This window comes from Deefgea piscis (genome assembly GCF_019665785.1).
GTDB lineage: Bacteria > Pseudomonadota > Gammaproteobacteria > Burkholderiales > Chitinibacteraceae > Deefgea.
This window is the reverse complement of sequence record NZ_CP081149.1, coordinates 431,748-453,550: the sequence shown is the minus strand read 5'-3', so window position 1 is coordinate 453,550 and position 21,803 is coordinate 431,748. Positions and strand designations below refer to the sequence as shown.

Here is a 21,803-nt window from a genome sequence, read left to right as displayed (position 1 = left end):
AGTGATACGGTTGAAGATCAAATGACTTTCACCACATGGACCAAATGCCGCTCCGCATCTAAACCAGGCACTGCCAAGCTATCTACCCCTGTCACGTGTACGCCTGCAGGTAGCAGGGCAATTTCCTCATAGGGATAGACCCCTTTAAGTGCCGCCCACTCGCCACCTTCAGCCAATAAATGCCCAGTCAAACGTACAAACTCAGACAATTCAGCAAACGCCCGTGAAGTAATAATTTGAAACCCAGTTTCAGGTTGATACGCTTCAACACGGTCAGTCACCACGCTGATATTGTCGAGCTTTAACTCTAAAATCGCTTGTCGCAAAAAAGTGGTTTTTTTGTGATTTGAATCCAGCAAAGTCAGCTGCCAATCGGGCCGAGCAATCGCCAATGGAATACCCGGCGTGCCAAAACCAGAGCCGACATCCAACATGCGTAAAGCATGATCGGGTAACTTGGCCAGCGGAGCGAGTGAATCCAGCAAATGCAGTGGCACCATCCGCTCTGGTTCACGAATCGACGTCAAGCTATAGGTTTTATTCCATTTTTCTAATAGGCCGACATAGGCCAATAGTTTATTTTGCTGTTCACTGCTGAGCACAAGCCCCATTTCGCTCAAGCCATTGGCCAGCATTTCGGCAAGGTTTTTATCCACGATCACGCTCATTTCAATTCCTCATCCACGGCGGCAGCCCGCTGGTTTTTTTTCAAATACACCACCAACAAGGCCAAAGCCGCCGGTGTTACACCAGAAATTCGCGAAGCTAAGCCTAATGTTTGTGGGCGTTGCGTGCTTAATTTTTGTTGAATCTCTTTCGACAAACCAGATATCACGCTGTAGTCAAAGTTATCTGGCAGCACAACATCTTCTAGGGTATCGCGTTTTGCGACCTCAGATTGTTGTCGTTCGATATAACCCTGATATTTAACGTTAATTTCGATCTGTTCTGCCACAGTTGCATCACTCACACCAGGACCGGCGACCGCCAGCGACATTAAACTGTCATAAGTCACTTCGGGACGGCGTAATAATTCGGCCAAGGTGTATTCACGCTCAATGGCTTTGCCCAAGACGCGCTCGGCATCGGCAGCAGCCAAAATCCGTGGATTAACCCACGTCGATTTCATCCGCTCAAGTTCAGTCGCAATTGCTTCGCGCTTGATCTCAAACGCCTGCCATTGTGCATCGCCAACCAAGCCTAAGCGACGACCATGCTCGGTCAAACGCAAATCGGCATTATCTTCACGCAATTGCAGACGGAATTCAGCACGACTGGTAAACATACGGTATGGCTCGGTAACGCCCTTAGTAACTAAATCATCGACCAATACCCCAAGATAGGCTTCATCACGACCTGGGCACCATGGCGCTTCATCACGCGCATACAATGCAGCATTCAAACCGGCAAACAAGCCCTGCGCGGCGGCTTCTTCATAGCCAGTTGTGCCATTCACTTGCCCAGCAAAGAATAATCCGGCAATGGCTTTGGATTCAAAACTATTTTTTAATGCCCGAGGATCAAAATAATCGTACTCAATGGCATAACCTGGACGCAAAATTCGTGCGTTTTCTAAACCCACCATCGACTGTACTGCGGCCAATTGAATATCAAACGGCAAGCTGGTCGAGATACCATTCGGGTAAAACTCATGGGTGGTTAAGCCTTCGGGCTCAAGGAAAATCTGATGGCTATCTTTATCGGCAAAACGATTAATTTTGTCTTCAATACTCGGGCAATAACGCGGACCAACCCCTTCAATCTTGCCAGTAAACATCGGGCTGCGATCAAAACCAGAGCGAATAATATCGTGCGTACGCGCATTGGTTTGCGCAATCCAGCATGGCATTTGCCGTGGATGCATGGCGCGTGAGCCGCGCAATGAAAACACCGGCTCCGGCGTATCGCCCGGTTGAATCGGTAAAATACTTAAATTAATCGTCCGACCATCAATGCGTGGCGGCGTACCAGTCTTTAAACGTCCAACCGGTAAATTCAATTCACGCAAACGATGTGATAGCGTTACCGATGCTGGATCGCCAGCGCGTCCACCGACATGGTTCTCTAAACCCACGTGGATTTTGCCACCCAAGAAAGTCCCAGCAGTCAGCACCACGCTAGCGGCCATAAACTCAATACCAATTTGAGTTACAGCGCCAATGACTTTATCGCCGTCGAGTAGCAAGTCATCGACAGCTTGTTGAAAAATATCTAGATTTTCTTGATTTTCCAACATGCCACGAATCGCGGCTTTATATAAAATCCGATCAGCCTGCGCACGCGTTGCGCGCACGGCAGGGCCTTTACTGGCGTTGAGCGTTTTAAACTGAATGCCGCCCATATCTGTCGCCAATGCCATCGCGCCACCCAGTGCATCGACTTCTTTGACCAAATGCCCCTTACCAATGCCACCAATCGATGGATTGCAGCTCATTTGCCCCAGGGTTTCAATATTGTGCGTCAGCAATAAGGTTTTACGCCCCATACGGGCGCTAGCTAGGGCGGCTTCAGTACCGGCGTGACCACCACCAACTACAATCACATCATATCGAACGGGATAGCGCATGGCGCATTTCCAAATAAAAGCAAAGGGCGAATATTTTAAGGCAAAACAGAGACTTGCGCGAGGAGTTCACCACAATAAAACGGAAAATTTAGTGCATTCATTCGCATTACAGCGTGTAATCTTGATCATCACTTGTAATACGTCATGGATTAATGATGCAATCGATGGGCAACAAAAAAAACGCGCCGAATCAAGCTGCGCGTTTTTTTATACTGCTTTAAAGGTGGTTCAATAAGTTCGATTTAAATGCCACTCTGCCGTGCTGCCTCAAGCGCCGCACCGACGATTCCTGCATCATTTTTTAAGTCCGCTGGAACGACAGGAAAACGCAAATCTATTAAATTGGGAATGAATTTTTCATGCTTTTTACTAATTCCACCACCGATAATCAAAAAGTCAGGTGAAAATAATAATTGTAAATGCAGTAAATATTGATTTAAACGCTCAGTAAATGCTGGCCATTTCATGCCGCTTTCTTCTTTTACTTTGGCTGAGCAATATTTTTCAGCAATCTCGTCAGTTGGAAAAATAAGATGACCAAATTCAGTATTACTCACCAACTGGCCATCAACAATCAATGCGCTACCTATCCCCGTTCCCAAGGTAATCACAATCGTTTTACCCTGCCGCCCCTTCGCAGCACCAAATACCACCTCTGCCAGACCCGCTGCATCTGCATCGTTCATTAAAACCAAGGGCAAGCCTGTCGCTTGAGCCAAGATTTCTTGCGCAGGCGCTTGAATCCAGCTTTGATCGACGTTCGCCGCCGACATAGTCACACCATTGTGCACAATCGCAGGAAAAGTACAGCCAATGGGTCCAGTCCATGCAAAATGCTCAACCAATTGCTTGAGTACTTGTCCAATCGCCTCCGGCGTGGCTGGCTGAGGCGTATCTATTCGATGTCGCTCAGCCAAGAACTCACCAGTGGCCACATTTACCGGCGCACCTTTAATGCCAGTGCCACCAATATCAATACCGAGTACCGCGCGGACTGGTTCATTATTTTCAATCATATGATTTACTTCTCGCAAAAAATTAATATTGATACTGACATCTCTCACATGACAAGAGCACCGCAATCTCAATGAAACTGTAAATCCAATGGCTAATGCTTTAACGAGGTTGAATATTCCTTAATTCAATCAAACGTTTCTTTTGCAACTCGGCCTTCTCTTTAATGGCAATAACAGCTCGCTGCTGAGTGGCAATAGCGCTATCAATATCAGCCAATTCTTTTTTTGTTACTGCAATATCAGCCAATAATTCAGCAGAAACTGCACGCTGATTATTGCTTAATTTATTTAATTGGGTTTGCTGTGCGTCTAAGCGCTTTTGTGCGGTTGCGCGACGTAACACATTAGTTTGCATTCCAGCATCAACCGCCTCAATTTGTCGGTCACGCAATAAATCGATTTCTTCTGGCTTAGAAAAGGATTGGAGCAACGCCTTATCCGCCCGCCGTTGCTCTTGCTCAACCCGTTTTTTCTCTTCTAATGCCTGCTTTTCTTCCGTGCTGAGTACCGCCTCATTGCCTTTGCGTACCCGCGCTGATTTATCCAATTCCATTAAGGATTTTGACTGGCCCAGCGGCGGTTTATCGCTATATTGCACCTTACCTGTTTCATCAACCCAGCGATATACTGTCGCATAACACAACTGATGAAATAGCAATAATGGCAATACCCACACAAAACGCATATCTACCCTTTAATTAATCAATGCCATACTGACGACGATAACTTTGCACTCTATCTAGATTGTCAGTCATTCCTTTTTGTTCTGCAAGAAATCCCAATAAATCTTGTAACGTTGCAATTGGAATAACCGGAATACCAAACTGTTGTTCGACCTCTTGCACTGCCGACAAATCACCTTGCCCACGCTCCATCCGATCCAATGCAATCAACACCCCAGCTGGCTCTGCACCCGCTGCGCGAATCATATTGACCGACTCACGCACTGAAGTGCCTGCCGAGATCACATCATCAATAATCATCACCCGACCCTTGAGTGGCGCGCCAACCAGCACACCGCCTTCTCCGTGATCTTTGGCTTCTTTGCGGTTAAACACGAAGGGGACATTATGCCCAGCACTAGATAGTGCGACCGCCGTTGCTGACGCCAAGACAATGCCTTTATACGCAGGTCCAAATAAAACATCGAACTCCACACCCGAGGCCAGCGCAGCCTGTGCGTAAAATCGCGCTAATTCACCGACTGAAGTGCCATCGCTAAAAAGTCCGGCATTAAAAAAGTACGGCGAAGCACGGCCTGCTTTGGTGATAAAATCGCCAAAACAAAGTACTTGTTGCTCTACAGCAAAACGGATGAAGTCGCGGCGAAAATCAGTCATGCGGAATAATCCCTCTAAAACATTACTATTTAAATAACCCCGAAGCATATCACCCTTGAACAAGGATTTCTCCCCGTGCGCATCATTTCTGCCAATCTCAACGGTATTCGCTCAGCCACCAGCAAAGGTTTTTTAACTTGGTTAGCCGGCCAAAATGCTGACATCATTGGCGTACAAGAACTGAAAGCACAAGCCGCTGATTTAAGCCCCGAAATGCAAAACCCGGCCGGTCTAACGGGTTATTTTCACTACGCAGAAAAAAAAGGCTATAGCGGCGTCGGTCTGTACTGCCGCCGAGCTGCAGAACAAGTTATTGTCGGTCTTGGCATTCCTGAAATTGATGCCGAAGGACGCTATTTAGAAGTCCGCTTTGGTAATTTATCGGTCATTTCACTGTATTTGCCTTCAGGTTCATCTTCAGAAGAGCGTCAAGCGGTTAAGTTTGTCTTTTTAGATCATTTTTGGTCGCATCTGGCCACATTATCGGCCTCGGGTCGTGATGTTATCGTGATGGGCGACTGGAACATTGCCCACAATGAAATCGACTTAAAAAACTGGAAAGGTAATTTAAAAAATTCCGGCTTTCTACCCGAAGAACGCACTTGGTTTACGCGCATGCTCGGTGAACTACAGCTGGTTGATGTCTGGCGCACTCTGTACCCAGAAGTACCTGGCTACACCTGGTGGAGCAACCGAGGACAGGCCTATGCCAAAGACGTTGGCTGGCGCATCGATTACCAAATCGCGACCCCACAATTGGCTGCCACAGCCAAGCATGCTTACGTTTACAAAGATGAAAAATTTTCCGATCACGCACCACTGGTGATTGATTACGACTATTCAATATAAGCTAAGTATTGCTGTACAGCCCATAAAAATAAACAGACACAGAGCAATACACCTATGTTTTCTAAATATCTAGCAGTTTTTAATAATCGGCGAATTTGTGCGGCAATGCTACTTGGCTTTGCTTCTGGCCTGCCATTAGCACTCACAGGGTCCACACTGCAAGCATGGTTATCCGATGCCGGTTTAGATATTAAAACCATAGGTTGGTTTACCTTGGTTGGGCAGCCCTATACTTGGAAATTTTTATGGTCACCCCTAGTGGATCGCTTTCCAATGCCATTCTTAGGCCGGCGCCGGGGTTGGATTTTAATTACCCAAATTGCGCTCGCCGCAGTCATCGCCAAAATGAGTGGGCTTGATCCACAAACTCACTTGGCTACTTTTGCCTTGATGGCGCTATTAATTGCTTTCTTTTCAGCAACACAAGACGTCGTCATTGATGCCTACCGCACAGAAGTACTGCAACCCGAAGAGCGCGGAGCAGGAGCGGCTGTTGGCGTCTTCGGCTATCGAATGGCCATGCTCACATCGGGCGCTGTCGCACTTATTCTGGCCGACGGCATATTAACTTGGGAACAAACTTACCTGGTTATGGCGGGGATTATGGCCACCATGGCCATCGTTACCTTTTTTTCCCCCGAGCCCGTATTACAGACCAAGCCACCACTGAGTCTACGCTCTGCGATTATCGATCCATTAAAAGAGTTTTTTTCCCGTGATGGCGCGTGGATTTTATTAGCCTTAGTCGTGGCCTATAAACTTGGCGATGCATTTGCTGGCAGCTTATCGACCAAATTCTTGCTCGACATGGGATATAGCAAATCAATTATTGGCCAAGCTTATAAAGTATTTGGACTCGTTGCGACTTTAGTCGGTGGCTTTGCGGGGGCCATCTTGATGTTGCGCTGGGGCTTATATAAATCGCTGGTCATCTTTGGCATATTACAAGCACTCACCAATTTAGGTTATTGGCTTATTGCCATTCATGGCGCACCTGATATTGGCTTATTACTCTTTGCGATCAGTACCGAAAATCTAGCCGGCGGGATGGGCACAACAGCAGCAGTCGCTCTATTAATGAGTTTATGCAACCCCAATTTCACTGCAACTCAATACGCACTCTTATCTGCATTAACTGCTTTTGGTCGAGTTTATGTGGGGCCGGCATCTGGCTATCTCGTTACAGCAGTGGGTTGGTCACATTTCTTTGTAATTTCAGCCGCAATTGCATTACCAGGACTCGCTTTATTGTTTGTTCTACGCAAAACGATTTATAAACTAGATCAATAAATAATTACTGATGGTATTTCATATCACGATGAATTTATTAGTTCATCGTGATTTTTTATACTTTCAATTCAGCTTCGGTCCAAATCCCATCAATACAAATTAATTCTTCACCCAAGCTTAACGATTTATCCACTAAAGCCCACTTTTGTGGCGTCGTTAACTGCTTAATCGCATATTCAACCCGCAAAGCAACTCGATGATCATTACAAACCCAGCTAATTAAAATCCGCTCAGGAGGAAAAGCACGCGTATAGCGAGCGCCTTTTCCATTTAAATGCTGTGCATATCGACGCGCTATATCCGTAGTGATACCGGTATACAGTTTATTACCTCGACAAACTAAAATATAAACAAACCAAGTCATAACATCGCAACCTAAAGATCTGCATTCTAATCCATCATAGCATCACTACAAAAGCTTTAAGCAAAGGTATATTTCTCTGAAACTCATACTACAAGGGCCAGAATCAAATACCACTACCGGTATCTGCATTGGTAATCCCCCCACCAAACCAGCTCATTTTTAAGTAGAATTTTCTCGCAGTCTTTGAGGAGCTTCTACATGAAAGCAGCACGTTATTCTGACAGCCAGATTATGGCGATTTTAAAGCAGGCCGAAGCCGGCTCCACTGTTCCTGATTTATGCCGTGAACACGGCATGAGCTCGGCCTCTTTTTATAAGTGGCGCGCTAAGTTTGGCGGCATGGACGTCTCGATGATGACGCGCATGAAAGAGCTGGAAGATGAAAACAAGCGCCTTAAAAAGATGTATATCGAAGCTCAAATGCAAGCAGACATCATCAAGGAAGCCATGGCAAAAAAGTGGTGAAGCCATCTCAGCGGCGTGAGATGGCGCGCTGGGCCGTTGAATCAAAGGCTGTTTCGATTCGTGCAGCTTGCGCTAGCTTTGTGATTAGCACGACTTGTTATCGCTATGTGGCAAAACTAGACGCAGAAAATGAAAAAATTGCCGATTCGTTACTGCAACTCACCGAAGTTCATCGCACCTGGGGCTTTGGTCTGTGCTTTTTGCATTTACGAAACGTCAAAAAAAAGCCTTGGAATCACAAACGGGTCTACCGGATTTATTGCGATTTAGAATTAAATCTGCGAATTAAGCCTAATAAACGCTTAATTCGTGCAACGCCAGCGCCATTAACAGTGCCTGAGAAAATCAATGAAACGTGGTCGATGGATTTTATGCACGATCAATTAGCCGATGGCCGCAGCATTCGCCTGTTTAATGTGATTGATGATTTTAATCGGGAAGGTTTAGCGATTGATGTTGATTTCTCTTTGCCGGCCGAGCGCGTGGTGCGTAGTTTGAATCAAATTATTGAATGGCGAGGCAAGCCAAAACGGATACGCTCAGATAATGGGCCTGAATATATTAGCCAGTTGCTAAAAAACTGGGCGGAACAACATTCAATTGAATTGGCGTATATTCAGCCGGGCAATCCGCAGCAAAATGCCTATATCGAGCGCTATAATCGGACCGTGCGGCATGAATGGCTGGCTTGCGATGACTTTGAAAGTCTTGCTGAAGTGCAAGAGGTTGCCACGCAATGGCTTTGGAGCTACAACAACGAGCGTCCGCACATGGGTTTGGGCGGCATCACCCCGAAACAAAAACTGGCATTACATGCCTGACCTCTACTTTTAAGTGAGCTTAAAAATGGGGGGATTACCCATTCTCCTCGAGGTCTAAACGACGGACAGCAAAAAGCCCGACTCTTTCGAATCGGGCTTCTCTATAGGGAAGTCTGGCAATGACCTACTTTCACACGGGCAATCCGCACTATCATCGGCGCTGAGGTGTTTCACTGTCCTGTTCGGGATGGGAAGGAGTGGGACCACCTCGCTATGGTCGCCAGACAAAAACTTGTCTGATGCAACTCTTTCGAGTCACACGAGAGTTATCGCATTCAGCCGCTATCTTTTCAGACCACAACCTACAGCGCTAACTCGTAAAATCAATAGAAGAAGTAATTATACTACACTTTCCAACAACAACACTTGGATTGATTATATCCATCGTCGCACTACGCGCTTCAGGTTATAGGATCAAGCCTCACGAGCAATTAGTATTGGTTAGCTTAACGCATTACTGCGCTTCCACACCCAACCTATCAACGTCCTGGTCTCGAACGACTCTTTAGAGGATTTAAAACCCTAGGGAAATCTCATCTTGAGGCAAGTTTCGCGCTTAGATGCTTTCAGCGCTTATCTCTTCCCGACTTAGCTACCCGGCAATGCCACTGGCGTGACAACCGGTACACCAGAGGTCAGTCCACTCCGGTCCTCTCGTACTAGGAGCAGCCCCTCTCAAATTTCCAACGCCCACTGCAGATAGGGACCAAACTGTCTCACGACGTTTTGAACCCAGCTCACGTACCACTTTAAATGGCGAACAGCCATACCCTTGGGACCGGCTACAGCCCCAGGATGTGATGAGCCGACATCGAGGTGCCAAACTCCGCCGTCGATGTGAACTCTTGGGCGGAATCAGCCTGTTATCCCCGGAGTACCTTTTATCCGTTGAGCGATGGCCCTTCCATACAGAACCACCGGATCACTATGTCCTGCTTTCGCACCTGCTCGACTTGTCGGTCTCGCAGTTAAGCCGCCTTTTGCCATTACACTATCAGTACGATGTCCGACCGTACCTAGGCGACCTTCGAGCTCCTCCGTTACAATTTGGGAGGAGACCGCCCCAGTCAAACTGCCTACCATGCACGGTCCCCGATCCGGATAACGGACCAAGGTTAGAACCTCAAAGGGGTCAGGGTGGTATTTCAAGGACGGCTCCACAGAAACTAGCGTCTCTGCTTCAAAGCCTCCCACCTATCCTACACAAACCACTTCAAAGTCCAATGCAAAGCTACAGTAAAGGTTCACGGGGTCTTTCCGTCTAGCAGCGGGGAGATTGCATCTTCACAAACACTTCAACTTCGCTGAGTCTCGGGAGGAGACAGTAGGGCCATCGTTACGCCATTCGTGCGGGTCGGAACTTACCCGACAAGGAATTTCGCTACCTTAGGACCGTTATAGTTACGGCCGCCGTTTACTGGGGCTTCGATCAAGAGCTTGCACCCCATCAATTAACCTTCCAGCACCGGGCAGGCGTCACACCCTATACATCCACTTTCGTGTTGGCAGAGTGCTGTGTTTTTGATAAACAGTCGCAGCCCCCATTTCTCTGCGGCCTTATATAGCTCCAAACGCAAGGTTCTTCACCAATAAGGCACACCTTCTCCCGAAGTTACGGTGTTAATTTGCCGAGTTCCTTCTCCCGAGTTCTCTCAAGCACCTTAGAATACTCTTCCTACCCACCTGTGTCGGTTTGCGGTACGGTTCAATATAAGCTGAAGCTTAGTGGCTTTTCTTGGAAGCAGGGTATCAGTTACTTCATCACCTAAGTGAATCGTCATCATGCCTCAGCGTTAACAGCGTCCCGGATTTGCCTAAGACACCCGCCTACACACTTAAACCAACTATTCCAACAGTTGGCTAACCTAACCTTCTCCGTCCCCACATCGCACTTATATCAAGTACAGGAATATTAACCTGTTTCCCATCGACTACGCATTTCTGCCTCGCCTTAGGGGCCGACTCACCCTGCGCCGATGAACGTTGCGCAGGAAACCTTGGGTTTTCGGTGAGGGAGCTTTTCACTCCCTTTATCGCTACTCATGTCAGCATTCGCACTTCTGATACCTCCAGCATCCTTCTCAAGACACCTTCACAGGCTTACAGAACGCTCCTCTACCATATGCCATAAATGGTCATATCCGCGTCTTCGGTTATCAATTTGAGCCCCGTTACATCTTCCGCGCAGGACGACTCGACCAGTGAGCTATTACGCTTTCTTTAAATGATGGCTGCTTCTAAGCCAACATCCTGGCTGTCTGTGCCTTCCCACCTCGTTTTCCACTTAATTGATCATTTGGGACCTTAGACGGCGGTCTGGGTTGTTTCCCTCTTGACCCAGGACGTTAGCACCCCAGGTCTGTCTCCCATGCTCGCACTTGACGGTATTCAGAGTTTGCCATGGTTTGGTAAGTCGCGATGACCCCCTAGCCATAACAGTGCTTTACCCCCGTCAGTGATACATGAGGCACTACCTAAATAGTTTTCGAGGAGAACCAGCTATTTCCAAGTTTGTTTAGCCTTTCACCCCTATCCACAGCTCATCCCCTAACTTTGCAACGTTAGTGGGTTCGGACCTCCAGTGCGTGTTACCGCACCTTCATCCTGGCCATGGATAGATCACTTGGTTTCGGGTCTACGCCCAGCAACTATGCGCCCTATTCGGACTCGGTTTCCCTACGCCTCCCCTATTCGGTTAAGCTCGCTACTGAACGTAAGTCGCTGACCCATTATACAAAAGGTACGCAGTCACCCCATTTTTCAAGGGCTCCCACTGTTTGTATGCATCCGGTTTCAGGTTCTATTTCACTCCCCTCCCGGGGTTCTTTTCGCCTTTCCCTCACGGTACTGGTTCACTATCGGTCGATGATGAGTATTTAGCCTTGGAGGATGGTCCCCCCATCTTCAAACAGGATTTCTCGTGTCCCGCCCTACTTCTCGTACGCTTAGTATCACAATTGACTTTTCATATACGGGACTATCACCCACTATGGTTGGACTTTCCATTCCATTCTATTAAGTCTACTGCTATCACGTACAGGCTCTTCCCATTTCGCTCGCCACTACTTTGGGAATCTCGGTTGATTTCTTTTCCTCCGGTTACTTAGATGTTTCAGTTCACCGGGTTCGCTTCGCTAGACCTATGTATTCAGTCTAGGATGACCCAAAAGGGCCGGGTTTCCCCATTCGGAAATCGTGGGATCAAAGCACTTTGCCAGCTCCCCCACGCTTATCGCAGGCTATCACGTCCTTCGTCGCCTATCATCGCCAAGGCATCCACCAGATGCACTTATTCGCTTGATCCTATAACCTCAAACACGTAAAACGTATCTCAGATTACTGAAATCGTATTTGCGACTTGCAAGTGAGTTCTCATTTCACTTGCGGTTCAGTTCCACTGGCATGAGACCAGCACAACTGAACAGATACAATCAACCCAATATTTTTACTTTGAAATTAAACTCAACCACAACTGCACGCAGTTATTGTTTTATTTAATTCCATTACAATGTTTATTGGAATTAATTACTTCTTCTATTTTGTTAAAGAGCGATATTACTAAAATCAATCATTCATATCTAAATATAAACAGCCGATTTATCTAATTTTAGAAACCAGAATAAAATACACTGCACCCAACAACGTGCAATACATAGAATTCTATTTTCTACAGCAGATAATGGTGGAGGTTAACGGACTCGAACCGTTCACCCCCTGCTTGCAAAGCAGGTGCTCTACCAGATGAGCTAAACCCCCGTGATACTGGTGGGTCAGATAGGAATCGAACCTATGACCCCCGCGTTATCAACACGGTGCTCTAACCAACTGAGCTACTGACCCATATCGTTTCTTTCAAATCTACAGCCGATGAGTGTGAGTACTTAATCTACCAATCTTTCTCTTGAAAGGAGGTGATCCAGCCGCAGGTTCCCCTACGGCTACCTTGTTACGACTTCACCCCAGTCATGAATCCTACCGTGGTAACCGGACTCCCGAAGGTTATCCTAGCTACTTCTGGTAAAACCCACTCCCATGGTGTGACGGGCGGTGTGTACAAGGCCCGGGAACGTATTCACCGCGACATGCTGATCCGCGATTACTAGCGATTCCGACTTCATGCACTCGAGTTGCAGAGTGCAATCCGGACTACGATCGGTTTTGTGAGATTAGCTCCCCCTCGCGGGTTGGCGACCCTCTGTACCGACCATTGTATGACGTGTGAAGCCCTGGTCATAAGGGCCATGAGGACTTGACGTCATCCCCACCTTCCTCCGGTTTGTCACCGGCAGTCCCATTAAAGTGCTCAACTAAATGTTAGCAACTAATGGCAAGGGTTGCGCTCGTTGCGGGACTTAACCCAACATCTCACGACACGAGCTGACGACAGCCATGCAGCACCTGTGTTACGGTTCCCGAAGGCACATCCATATCTCTACGGACTTCCGTACATGTCAAGACCAGGTAAGGTTTTTCGCGTTGCATCGAATTAATCCACATCATCCACCGCTTGTGCGGGCCCCCGTCAATTCCTTTGAGTTTTAGTCTTGCGACCGTACTCCCCAGGCGGTCTACTTCACGCGTTAGCTGCGTTACTAAGCTCCGAAAAGCCCAACAACTAGTAGACATCGTTTAGGGCGTGGACTACCAGGGTATCTAATCCTGTTTGCTCCCCACGCTTTCGTCCATGAGTGTCAGTATTAGGCCAGGGGGTTGCCTTCGCCATCGGTGTTCCTCCACATCTCTACGCATTTCACTGCTACACGTGGAATTCCACCCCCCTCTCCCATACTCTAGCGAGACAGTCATAAACGCAATTCCTAGGTTGAGCCCAGGGATTTCACGTCTATCTTATCAAGCCACCTGCGGACGCTTTACGCCCAGTAATTCCGATTAACGCTTGGACCCTACGTATTACCGCGGCTGCTGGCACGTAGTTAGCCGGTCCTTATTCTTCGGGTACTGTCATCCCCAGTAGTTATTAACCACTAGGATTTCCTCCCCGACAAAAGCGCTTTACAACCCGAAGGCCTTCTTCACGCACGCGGCATTGCTGGATCAGGCTTTCGCCCATTGTCCAAGATTCCCCACTGCTGCCTCCCGTAGGAGTCTGGACCGTGTCTCAGTTCCAGTGTGGCGGATCGTCCTCTAAGACCCGCTACTGATCGTTGCCTTGGTAGGCCTTTACCCTACCAACTAGCTAATCAGCCATCGGCTGCTCCAATAACGTGAGGCCTTGCGGTCCCCCACTTTCCCCCTCAGGGCGTATGCGGTATTAGCACTCCTTTCGAAGCGTTATCCCCCATTACTGGGTACATTCCGATGTATTACTCACCCGTTCGCCACTCGTCAGCGGTGCAAGCACCCTGTTACCGTTCGACTTGCATGTGTAAAGCATGCCGCCAGCGTTCAATCTGAGCCAGGATCAAACTCTTTCGTTTAATCTAGCTGAATTTACATACTTGGCTTAGTACTCATTACTCAAAGAAACACTTGGTTAGAAACCAAGATTTCTTTTATATCTTGAGTGTAAGCACTTGTTTGACTGGCAAACCAAGCACTCACACTCATCGGCTGTATTTTGTTAAAGATCAGTGGCTTAGACACTGAAACCAGCTGGAAAACCGCTTGTTTCGTTTGCTGTGTCAGCAGCAGAGAGGCCGAACTATACCCACCCACCGAAAGTCCGTCAACACCTTGTTGCAAAGAAAACAACACTAACATGCTAAACCATTGATTTGAATAGCATCTAAAATTAACGTAAACGCAACGCCATCAGTAAAACTGCGTCAAGCCCATTCAATATGCGGATAAAAAATCGCCATACAATCAATCAAAACTTAAGCAAAACGCCTGAACGAGTACAATTAGCGCATTCAAGCTCTTTTTATATGTATATATATATGCTCAGTTATCGTCACGCCTTTCACGCTGGCAACCATGCCGACGTTCTCAAGCATTGCATCGAGGTGATGCTGCTCGATTATATGAATCAGAAAGATAAACCTTGGTGGTATATCGATACACACGCCGGTGCAGGGGTGTATTCATTAACGCAAGGCTATGCGACCAAAAATGCCGAGTTCGAGACGGGCATCGCGCGGTTATGGCAGCGCACTGATTTACCCGCTCCGCTGCAACGCTACGTAGATGTTGTAATAGATTTGAACGCAGGCAGCGCGCATTTACAATTATATCCTGGCTCACCGTATGTGGCGCAGGCCTTGCAGCGTAGGGACGATAAATTACGTTTATTTGAATTACATCCGAGTGACAGCAAATTACTGGCTGAAAATTTTCTGGATGCCGGCCGCGCCGCCAAAGTAGTACAAGCCGACGGCTTTGCCAGTATCAAAAGCGTGTTACCACCGCCACCGCGTCGCGCTTTGATGTTGATTGATCCGCCGTATGAAGAAAAGCATGATTATGTGCGGGTAGTTGAAACACTGAAAGAAGCGCTAGAGCGCTTTCCGACGGGCACGTATGCAGTGTGGTATCCGCAATTGTCACGGGCCGAAACCAAGCAAATGCCAGAGAAACTCAAAAAGCTCGGCGCAAAAAGCTGGCTGCATGTTGCGCTCACCGTACATGCACCACGCGCAGACGGTTTTGGCATGCATGGCAGCGGCATGTTTATCTTGAATCCGCCATGGACTTTAAGTAATGAGCTTAAAGAAGTCATGCCCTACTTAGTGCAACATTTAGGCTTAGATAACGGCGCTAAATATCTACTTGAACAACAAACGGCTTAACTCCGCTAAAGTTACATATAAAAATGGCTAGGTATACACACCTAGCCATTATTTATTAAAGCCTACAACACAATACATTACTTGTTAGCTTGTACCCATACCTGCCACGCAGTATAGAGCGACGGTGTTCGCGCAGCGACGGCGCTGCGATGCCAAGGATTTTCTTGCCAATAATCATCATGAAAGATCGAGCCAACTTGTCCACCCGACTCCAGTAGGATCAACACCCCCGCAGCATAATCCCAGAGTTTTTGCGCGCCATGCAGCATGACATCAGTGCGCCCCGCCGCCAGCCAACACCAGTCAATGGTGGATGCGCCAAAATTGCGGTGACTGTGATAAGGATTCAAGGTCACGATCCGCGTCGCTAAATGCCCAGACAACCATTTGGTTTCAACCGAAGCAATCGCGCCAGATAAGGGACGCTCATCTCGCACACGTGGCAAGCGCTCATGATTTAACCATGCGCCGCAAGCGGCCTCCGCAGCAAAGCACTCATCCAATACCGGCACATACACCACGGCCAACACCGGACGATGCTGACGCATTAATGCAATCGACACGGCAAAATTAGGCAAACCATGCGCAAAATTAGTCGTGCCATCAATCGGATCGACCACCCACAGGCCATCGGCATGCGCAGCCCAGAGTTGCTCTTGCTCGGCCTGCGTCATTTCTTCCCCCAAAACAGGGTAATCGAGCAAACCAGGCAATAATCGTTGCAATGCTGATTGCGCTGCCAAATCGGCCTCGGTAAACAAACTGCCGTCATGCTTAATTTCTGCAACGACTTTTTGATAGCGCGGCATGATTTCTGTGGCTGCGACCTCACGTGCAATGGCACATAAAGCTAATAGCGTTTCGCTCATTTTTGGCTGTAGCACGATCAATCTCTTTTCATTATGACAAACGACGTTGTAGCGAGTTTATATTGTATCGGACTCAGACCGTCTTCGCTGCGGGGCTTTTACTTAGCGCCCATCTAACCTTGATTTGGATCAGCCATAAAAAAGCCCGCACCAAAAGGCACGGGCTGTTCACTCTTTAACAATCACCCTTTACAGGGTGAAATTGTTTAGTAAGTCCACTTCCATTCTTTCACTTCTGGCATATCATCACCCACTTGAGCGATGTATTCAGCATGTTCAACCAACTTGCCAACCAGTTTTTGACGAACGTGAGCACCAATTTTTTGTAGGTGTGGTACACGATCAATTACGTCGATGGCCAAGTTGAAACGATCCAACTGATTCACCACAACCATATCGAACGGAGTCGAAGTAGAACCTTCTTCGATGTAACCACGAGCATGGATGTTAGCGTGGCCGTTACGACGGTAAGTCAAGCGATGGATCAACCATGGGTAACCGTGGAAGGCAAACATCACTGGTTTGTCAGTCGTGAAGATCGCGTCAAATTCGCGGTCAGACAAGCCGTGTGGATGCTCTTCTTGCGGTTGCAGAGTCATCAAATCGCAAACGTTAACGAAGCGGATTTTCAGATCTGGGAAGTGTTGACGGAGCAAATCAGTTGCCGCCAATGCTTCCATTGTTGGGATTTCACCCGCACACGCCATCACTACGTCTGGCTCGCCGCCTTGGTCGTTCGATGCCCAGTCCCAGATACCCAAACCAGTGGTAGCGTGTTTAATCGCTTGATCCATAGTCAGGTATTGCAACGCTGGTTGTTTACCCGCAACGATTACGTTCACATAATGACGTGAGCGCAATACATGATCAGTTACCGACAACAAAGTGTTCGCATCAGCTGGCAAGTACACACGAATCACTTCAGCTTTCTTGTTGATCACGTGATCCAAGAAACCTGGATCTTGATGCGAGAAGCCGTTGTGGTCTTGACGCCAAACGTGTGAAGTCAACAAGTAGTTCAATGACGGAATTGGTTTGCGCCAGTTGATGTGTTTCGTTGTTTTCAACCATTTTGCGTGTTGGTTAAACATCGAATCGATCACGTGGATAAACGCTTCGTAGCAGCTAAAGAAGCCGTGACGACCGGTCAAGTTGTACGCTTCGAGCCAACCTTGGCAAGTGTGCTCAGACAAGATTTCCATTACACGGCCATCTTGTTGCAAGAAGTCATTGGTTTTGTCTTCTTCAAAGAAGTTCGCCAACCAAGTTTTGCCCGACACTTCAAATACGTCGTTCCAACGGTTAGATGCAGTTTCATCTGGGCCGAAGATACGGAAGTTTTTCTCAGCTTCGTTTTCTTTCATCACGTCGCGTAGGAATTTACCCATTACGCGAGTCATTTCGGCGTTTTCAGTACCTGGTTTAGCAAACTTCACTTCGTATTTACGGAAATCTGGCATTTTCAAGTCTTTCGAAACTTGACCATGCACGATTGGGTTTGAACCAAAACGCTTGATACCTTTAGGTGCCAAATCAATCAATTCTTGTTTCACTGAACCATCAGCATTAAACAAGGTTTCGATTTGGTACGAACGCATCCAGTTTTCCAAGTTGATCACATTCTCATCATCGATATCAGAGAATGGCACTTGGTGACTACGCCAGTAGTCTTCAACTTTTTTGCCTTTAATTTCTTTCGGGCCAGTCCAGCCTTTAGGCGTGCGCATTACAATCATTGGCCAACGTGGGCGAGTAATTGGCTTGCCTGCTTCTTGCTCGGCAATGGCCGCAGCACGAATCGCCGCAAATTTATCCATACACAAGTCCATTGCCGCAGCCATATCAATATGGATTTGGTCGAATGTATCGAGCTTGTCGTTGAATGTTTCTTGCTTGAGTTCAACAAAGATTGGCTCGTAGCCATAACCTTTGAACAAATTAGTCACTTCTTCTTTGTCCATACGGGCAAGAAGTGTTGGGTTAGCAATTTTGTAACCGTTCAAATGCAAGATTGGCAATACAAAACCGTCATTGATCGGGTGGATGTATTTAGTAGAGTGCCAAGACGCTGCCAATGGACCTGTTTCTGCTTCACCGTCACCAACAACAGCAATCACCACTTGGTCTGGATTATCCAGAGCCGCACCGTAGGCATGCGATACGCTGTAACCCAATTCACCACCTTCGTGCATTGAACCTGGGGTTTCTGGTGCTACGTGTGAAGGTATACCGCGCGGGAAGCTGAATTGCTTGAATAGGCGTTGCATACCTGCTTCAGTACGATCAATAGCTGGGAAGAATTCTTCGTACGAACCTTCGAGCCAAGTATTAGCAACAAAACCAGGACCACCATGACCAGGGCCAGTGATGTAAATCATCGATACATCACGTTCAACAATCACGCGATTGGCGTGAACAAAAATAAAGTTCAAGCCCGGAGTCGTACCCCAGTGACCCAACAAGCGTGGCTTGATGTGCTCACGTTTGAGCGGTAGTTTCAACATTGGGTTGTCGAGCAAATAAATCTGACCTACAGACAGGTAATTCGCTGCCTGAAAGTAACGATGCATATTACCAATTTGTTCTTTTGATAGTTGAGCCACGGTTAAACCTCTTCGGGGTTGTGATAGTGTTAATTGCTCGGTGATCGACTCCACAGTAAATCACCTGATGTAATGCAGTATACGGAGACTACGCTGTGCGCTACTGATACAAATCAAATGAGCAGCATGACAATGGCGATCTCCATAGTTTCCATTTGATACAACGCAAGAAATAGACTCAATCTACCTCTATTTAACTAGCGCCTTCGCTGCACCGACGATGATGCTAACTTAATGCGTCAAGAATATGAATGCATATGTAAATAAATACGGTTTTAAGTCCCCGGTTTTTATTCAGCTTGCTTGACGTTGCCACGCTCACCGTACTGCAGCGATTTTTGCAAAAACTAAGGCCACTCTAAGGCGCACCACCCTTACTAACGTGTAATCGATGTAAATAAATCGTAGTCTTGCCAATTTAATCGCTATCAGCCAAAAACAAAAAATAACAACAGCACCCTCGCCAATAGCGCAGCCATCCTGCACCCCAACCGACCCGCAATCAACGTCCAGCGCGCTCAACGCCGATTTGTCGTACGGCACCGATCAACTCCGAAATAAGGCAAAAAACCGTTGCCACCAACACCGAAGCTACATACGCCATTGCCGAGCAAAAAAAAGGCCAGCAAAGCTGGCCTTTTTGATATCAATTAACGCGTGAATCCAAACTTAAAAGAACACCAGCGTCATCAAAACGAATACTGGTAATAAGCAAACACAAGACCAAGCCATATAACCAAAGAAACTAGGCATTTTCACGCCACGGTCTTCAGCCACAGCCTTCACCATAAAGTTAGGTGCATTACCGATATAACTCAGCGCGCCCATAAACACCGCACCACATGAAATCGCCAACAAGGTTGAAGCCATAGGTCCCATCAAATGAGCCGCATCGCCGCTCGCTAGATTAAAGAACACTAAATACGTTGGTGCATTATCAAGGAAGGCCGACAACAAACCCGTCATCCAGAAATACATATAGTCAATCGGCATACCATCTGGCGAGCTAACCATCTTCACTAAGCTGGCCATTTGTCCCGCTTCCCCTGCGCGCAAAATTGCAATCGCTGGCGCCATGGCAATAAAGATGGCTGCAAACAGTTTGGCGACTTCTAAAATCGGGCCCCAGTTAAAATCATTCCCCGCACGGATTTCTTTTTTAGTGAACTTTAAAGACACCAAAGCAATCAGCACCAACAGCACATCGCGCACGATATTTTGCAATTCAACATGCGTGCCCATGATGTTCCATTCGATACCCGGCTTCCAAATCCCAGACATCACCACGCAAGCGATAATCGCGCCAATTAAACCGAAATTCCATAAACCGAAAAATTCGATCTTGCTATCAGGCGTCCGATCAACCGGCAACACGCCTTCTTTCTTATAGTAATAACTATCGATGGCATAAAACATCGCCAGCAAGATTGCCGCAGCAAACAGCACCGGCCACATCATGTGCTCAACCGTCCACATGAAATCAACGCCCTTCAAAAAGCCCAGGAACAATGGCGGATCACCCAGTGGCGTTAAACCGCCACCAATATTGGCCACCAAGAAAATAAAGAACACCACCACGTGCACATTGTGCAGGCGATTATCGTTGGCTTTAAGCAATGGACGAATCAATAACATGGCAGCGCCAGTCGTACCCATCAGCGAGGCCATTACCGCACCCAAAGCCAAAATCCCAGTATTCATTTTTGGCGAGCCATGCAAATTGCCACTCACCAAAATCCCGCCAGACACGGTATACAGCGCAAACAAAATCAGAATAAACGGAATATATTCCGCCAACATCGCATGCACCACGATGCCAGCCGCAGGCGCCATACCGTAGCTAGTGATAAACGGCAGTAAGAACGCTGCCGCCCAAAAAGCCGAAATCTTGCCGAAATGATGATGCCAAAAAGCCGGTGCAAAAATCGGAAACAGCGCAATTGACAGCAATAAACCCGCAAACGGCGCTGCCCATAATAAAGACAGTTGCGCACCGTCAAAATCTGCTGCCATTGCCAAACCAGGCAATAAGGCCAACAGCCAAGTTAGTTTTTTAATCATTGAGACCACTCAGTTAAACATTAACTAATGTATTGCTTTGCTACCTATATATAGAATGCGGTAGCTAGCAATACCCCTTACTTCTGAATAAATTCAATTTTGTAACCATCCGGATCTTCGACAAAAGCGATCACCGTGCTACCGTGCTTCATTGGACCTGGCTCACGCACGACAACGCCGCCTTTGGCCCGAACTGCTTCGCAAGTCATCACAATATCATCGGTTTCAATCGCCAAATGACCAAATGCTGTCCCCATTTGATACTCAGCAACATCCCAGTTGTGCGTCAGCTCAATCACCGACTGCTCCGACTCTGCACCATAGCCGACAAAAGCTAAAGTAAAGCGCCCTTCTGGATAATCTTGCTGGCGCAATAAACACATATTTAATACGCCACAATAAAATGCAATCGAACGCTCCAAGTTAGCAACCCGCAACATGGTATGTAATAAACGCATAGCACTCCCCTCGGTCAAAGATGCAAATCATTGTACGCGATGGCTGTTTTGCAAGGCAGTGGCATATTACTGCCACTTTTTTAAATTATTTTGCAGAAAGGGGTTGACGCCAAATTAAAATCATCTATAATCGCTGTCTCTGAACGAAGCAGCTCAGGGTCGTTAGCTCAGTTGGTAGAGCAGTGGACTTTTAATCCATTTGTCGCAGGTTCGAATCCCGCACGACCCACCACCCTCTCGCAGGGGCCTCAGTTTAGAATGCAATACCCCTTCGTTGGGTCGTTAGCTCAGTTGGTAGAGCAGTGGACTTTTAATCCATTTGTCGCAGGTTCGAATCCCGCACGACCCACAC

At 47.4% G+C, this 21,803-nt stretch carries 16 protein-coding genes, 4 tRNA genes and 3 rRNA genes; 7 read left to right on the top strand and 16 right to left on the bottom strand.

Features of this window, described 5'->3' with window-relative positions:
- Nucleotides 1-17 precede the first annotated feature (17 nt).
- Together rsmG and mnmG are read right to left on the bottom strand one after the other, a co-directional pair.
- A complete protein-coding gene (gene rsmG, locus K4H25_RS02185; RefSeq protein ID WP_221021816.1) occupies nt 18-668 on the bottom strand; it encodes a 16S rRNA (guanine(527)-N(7))-methyltransferase RsmG in 651 nt (216 codons plus the stop codon).
- Nucleotides 665-2,566: a tRNA uridine-5-carboxymethylaminomethyl(34) synthesis enzyme MnmG gene (gene mnmG / locus K4H25_RS02180; protein WP_221021815.1), complete on the bottom strand. Its 1,902-nt coding sequence runs from the start codon at nt 2,564-2,566 to the stop codon at nt 665-667. The genes rsmG and mnmG overlap by 4 nt, the downstream gene beginning before the upstream one ends.
- Here mnmG and K4H25_RS02175 point away from each other — a divergent pair.
- Nucleotides 2,565-2,801: a hypothetical protein gene (locus K4H25_RS02175; RefSeq protein WP_221021814.1), complete on the top strand. Its 237-nt coding sequence runs from the start codon at nt 2,565-2,567 to the stop codon at nt 2,799-2,801. The two genes, mnmG and K4H25_RS02175, sit on opposite strands and share 2 nt — an antisense overlap.
- Before the next feature lie 7 nt (nt 2,802-2,808).
- Here K4H25_RS02175 and ppgK read toward each other — a convergent pair whose 3' ends face one another.
- From ppgK to pyrE, 3 genes are all read right to left on the bottom strand, one after another.
- Nucleotides 2,809-3,582, bottom strand: a complete 774-nt coding sequence (gene ppgK, locus K4H25_RS02170; RefSeq protein ID WP_221021813.1) for a polyphosphate--glucose phosphotransferase — start codon at nt 3,580-3,582, stop codon at nt 2,809-2,811.
- A gap of 100 nt (nt 3,583-3,682) precedes the next feature.
- Complete coding sequence (locus K4H25_RS02165; protein ID WP_221021812.1) at nt 3,683-4,267, bottom strand: DUF4124 domain-containing protein; 585 nt, start codon at nt 4,265-4,267, stop codon at nt 3,683-3,685.
- Between the two features lie 13 nt (nt 4,268-4,280).
- On the bottom strand, nt 4,281-4,922 hold the full coding sequence (gene pyrE, locus K4H25_RS02160; RefSeq protein WP_173532847.1) for an orotate phosphoribosyltransferase: 642 nt from the start codon (nt 4,920-4,922) through the stop codon (nt 4,281-4,283).
- Between the two features lie 75 nt (nt 4,923-4,997).
- Here pyrE and K4H25_RS02155 point away from each other — a divergent pair, with 75 nt between their 5' ends.
- Complete coding sequence (locus tag K4H25_RS02155) at nt 4,998-5,771, top strand: exodeoxyribonuclease III (RefSeq protein WP_221021811.1); 774 nt, start codon at nt 4,998-5,000, stop codon at nt 5,769-5,771.
- Between the two features lie 54 nt (nt 5,772-5,825).
- Nucleotides 5,826-7,061, top strand: coding sequence for an AmpG family muropeptide MFS transporter (locus K4H25_RS02150; protein WP_221021810.1), 1,236 nt, complete (start codon nt 5,826-5,828; stop codon nt 7,059-7,061).
- Between the two features lie 55 nt (nt 7,062-7,116).
- Here the strand turns inward: K4H25_RS02150 and K4H25_RS02145 are convergent, their stop codons facing one another.
- Complete coding sequence (locus tag K4H25_RS02145) at nt 7,117-7,425, bottom strand: GIY-YIG nuclease family protein (RefSeq protein ID WP_221021809.1); 309 nt, start codon at nt 7,423-7,425, stop codon at nt 7,117-7,119.
- 198 nt (nt 7,426-7,623) lie between these two features.
- Here K4H25_RS02145 and K4H25_RS02140 point away from each other — a divergent pair.
- A protein-coding gene (locus K4H25_RS02140; protein WP_221021808.1) for an IS3 family transposase occupies nt 7,624-8,711 on the top strand; the annotation gives its coding sequence in 2 pieces (ribosomal slippage) (nt 7,624-7,876 and nt 7,876-8,711; 1,089 coding nt in all).
- Between the two features lie 111 nt (nt 8,712-8,822).
- Here the strand turns inward: K4H25_RS02140 and rrf are convergent.
- The 6 genes from rrf to K4H25_RS02110 form a co-directional block, all read right to left on the bottom strand.
- Nucleotides 8,823-8,936, bottom strand: a 5S ribosomal RNA gene (gene rrf / locus K4H25_RS02135).
- 185 nt (nt 8,937-9,121) lie between these two features.
- Nucleotides 9,122-12,014, bottom strand: a 23S ribosomal RNA gene (locus tag K4H25_RS02130).
- 377 nt (nt 12,015-12,391) lie between these two features.
- Nucleotides 12,392-12,467: transfer RNA gene (locus K4H25_RS02125), tRNA-Ala, on the bottom strand.
- Between the two features lie 7 nt (nt 12,468-12,474).
- Nucleotides 12,475-12,551 (bottom strand) — tRNA-Ile (locus K4H25_RS02120).
- Nucleotides 12,552-12,615: 64 nt separating this feature from the next.
- Nucleotides 12,616-14,149, bottom strand: a 16S ribosomal RNA gene (locus tag K4H25_RS02115).
- The 16S, 23S and 5S rRNA genes sit together here with 2 tRNA genes alongside, the layout of an rRNA operon.
- Nucleotides 14,150-14,189: 40 nt before the next feature.
- A complete protein-coding gene (locus tag K4H25_RS02110; RefSeq protein ID WP_221021807.1) occupies nt 14,190-14,432 on the bottom strand; it encodes a hypothetical protein in 243 nt (80 codons plus the stop codon).
- Nucleotides 14,433-14,611: 179 nt separating this feature from the next.
- Here K4H25_RS02110 and K4H25_RS02105 point away from each other — a divergent pair, with 179 nt between their 5' ends.
- Nucleotides 14,612-15,460, top strand: coding sequence for a 23S rRNA (adenine(2030)-N(6))-methyltransferase RlmJ (locus tag K4H25_RS02105; protein ID WP_221021806.1), 849 nt, complete (start codon nt 14,612-14,614; stop codon nt 15,458-15,460).
- 77 nt (nt 15,461-15,537) lie between these two features.
- Here K4H25_RS02105 and K4H25_RS02100 read toward each other — a convergent pair whose 3' ends face one another.
- The 4 genes from K4H25_RS02100 to gloA all read right to left on the bottom strand — a co-directional run bounded on the left by K4H25_RS02100 (nt 15,538) and on the right by gloA (nt 21,451).
- Nucleotides 15,538-16,344, bottom strand: a complete 807-nt coding sequence (locus K4H25_RS02100) for an inositol monophosphatase family protein (RefSeq protein ID WP_255587933.1) — start codon at nt 16,342-16,344, stop codon at nt 15,538-15,540.
- 191 nt (nt 16,345-16,535) lie between these two features.
- Entirely contained in the window at nt 16,536-18,932 is a 2,397-nt protein-coding gene (locus tag K4H25_RS02095; RefSeq protein ID WP_255587932.1) for a phosphoketolase family protein, read from the bottom strand.
- 669 nt (nt 18,933-19,601) lie between these two features.
- Nucleotides 19,602-20,993 (bottom strand): sodium:proton antiporter, encoded by a 1,392-nt coding sequence (locus tag K4H25_RS02090; RefSeq protein ID WP_221021805.1) that lies wholly within the window; start codon nt 20,991-20,993, stop codon nt 19,602-19,604.
- 77 nt (nt 20,994-21,070) lie between these two features.
- Complete coding sequence (gene gloA, locus K4H25_RS02085) at nt 21,071-21,451, bottom strand: lactoylglutathione lyase (protein WP_221021804.1); 381 nt, start codon at nt 21,449-21,451, stop codon at nt 21,071-21,073.
- Between the two features lie 156 nt (nt 21,452-21,607).
- On the opposite strand from gloA, the gene K4H25_RS02080 reads away from it, so the two are divergent.
- Both K4H25_RS02080 and K4H25_RS02075 read left to right on the top strand, forming a co-directional pair.
- A tRNA-Lys gene (locus K4H25_RS02080) sits at nt 21,608-21,683 on the top strand.
- 44 nt (nt 21,684-21,727) lie between these two features.
- Nucleotides 21,728-21,800 (top strand) — tRNA-Lys (locus K4H25_RS02075).
- The last annotated feature ends 3 nt before the right edge of the window (nt 21,801-21,803 follow it).

Excerpts from the sequence above, each read along its gene's own strand:
- K4H25_RS02110 (WP_221021807.1), bottom strand. The coding sequence starts at position 14,432 with ATGTTAGTGTTGTTTTCTTTGCAACAAGGTGTTGACGGACTTTCGGTG.
- K4H25_RS02105 (WP_221021806.1), top strand. The coding sequence starts at position 14,612 with ATGCTCAGTTATCGTCACGCCTTTCACGCTGGCAACCATGCCGACGTT.
- ppgK (WP_221021813.1), bottom strand. The coding sequence starts at position 3,582 with ATGATTGAAAATAATGAACCAGTCCGCGCGGTACTCGGTATTGATATT.
- K4H25_RS02175 (WP_221021814.1), top strand. The coding sequence starts at position 2,565 with ATGGCGCATTTCCAAATAAAAGCAAAGGGCGAATATTTTAAGGCAAAA.
- mnmG (WP_221021815.1), bottom strand. The coding sequence starts at position 2,566 with ATGCGCTATCCCGTTCGATATGATGTGATTGTAGTTGGTGGTGGTCAC.
- K4H25_RS02145 (WP_221021809.1), bottom strand. The coding sequence starts at position 7,425 with ATGACTTGGTTTGTTTATATTTTAGTTTGTCGAGGTAATAAACTGTAT.
- pyrE (WP_173532847.1), bottom strand. The coding sequence starts at position 4,922 with ATGACTGATTTTCGCCGCGACTTCATCCGTTTTGCTGTAGAGCAACAA.
- K4H25_RS02090 (WP_221021805.1), bottom strand. The coding sequence starts at position 20,993 with ATGATTAAAAAACTAACTTGGCTGTTGGCCTTATTGCCTGGTTTGGCA.
- gloA (WP_221021804.1), bottom strand. The coding sequence starts at position 21,451 with ATGCGTTTATTACATACCATGTTGCGGGTTGCTAACTTGGAGCGTTCG.
- rsmG (WP_221021816.1), bottom strand. The coding sequence starts at position 668 with ATGAGCGTGATCGTGGATAAAAACCTTGCCGAAATGCTGGCCAATGGC.
- K4H25_RS02165 (WP_221021812.1), bottom strand. The coding sequence starts at position 4,267 with ATGCGTTTTGTGTGGGTATTGCCATTATTGCTATTTCATCAGTTGTGT.
- K4H25_RS02150 (WP_221021810.1), top strand. The coding sequence starts at position 5,826 with ATGTTTTCTAAATATCTAGCAGTTTTTAATAATCGGCGAATTTGTGCG.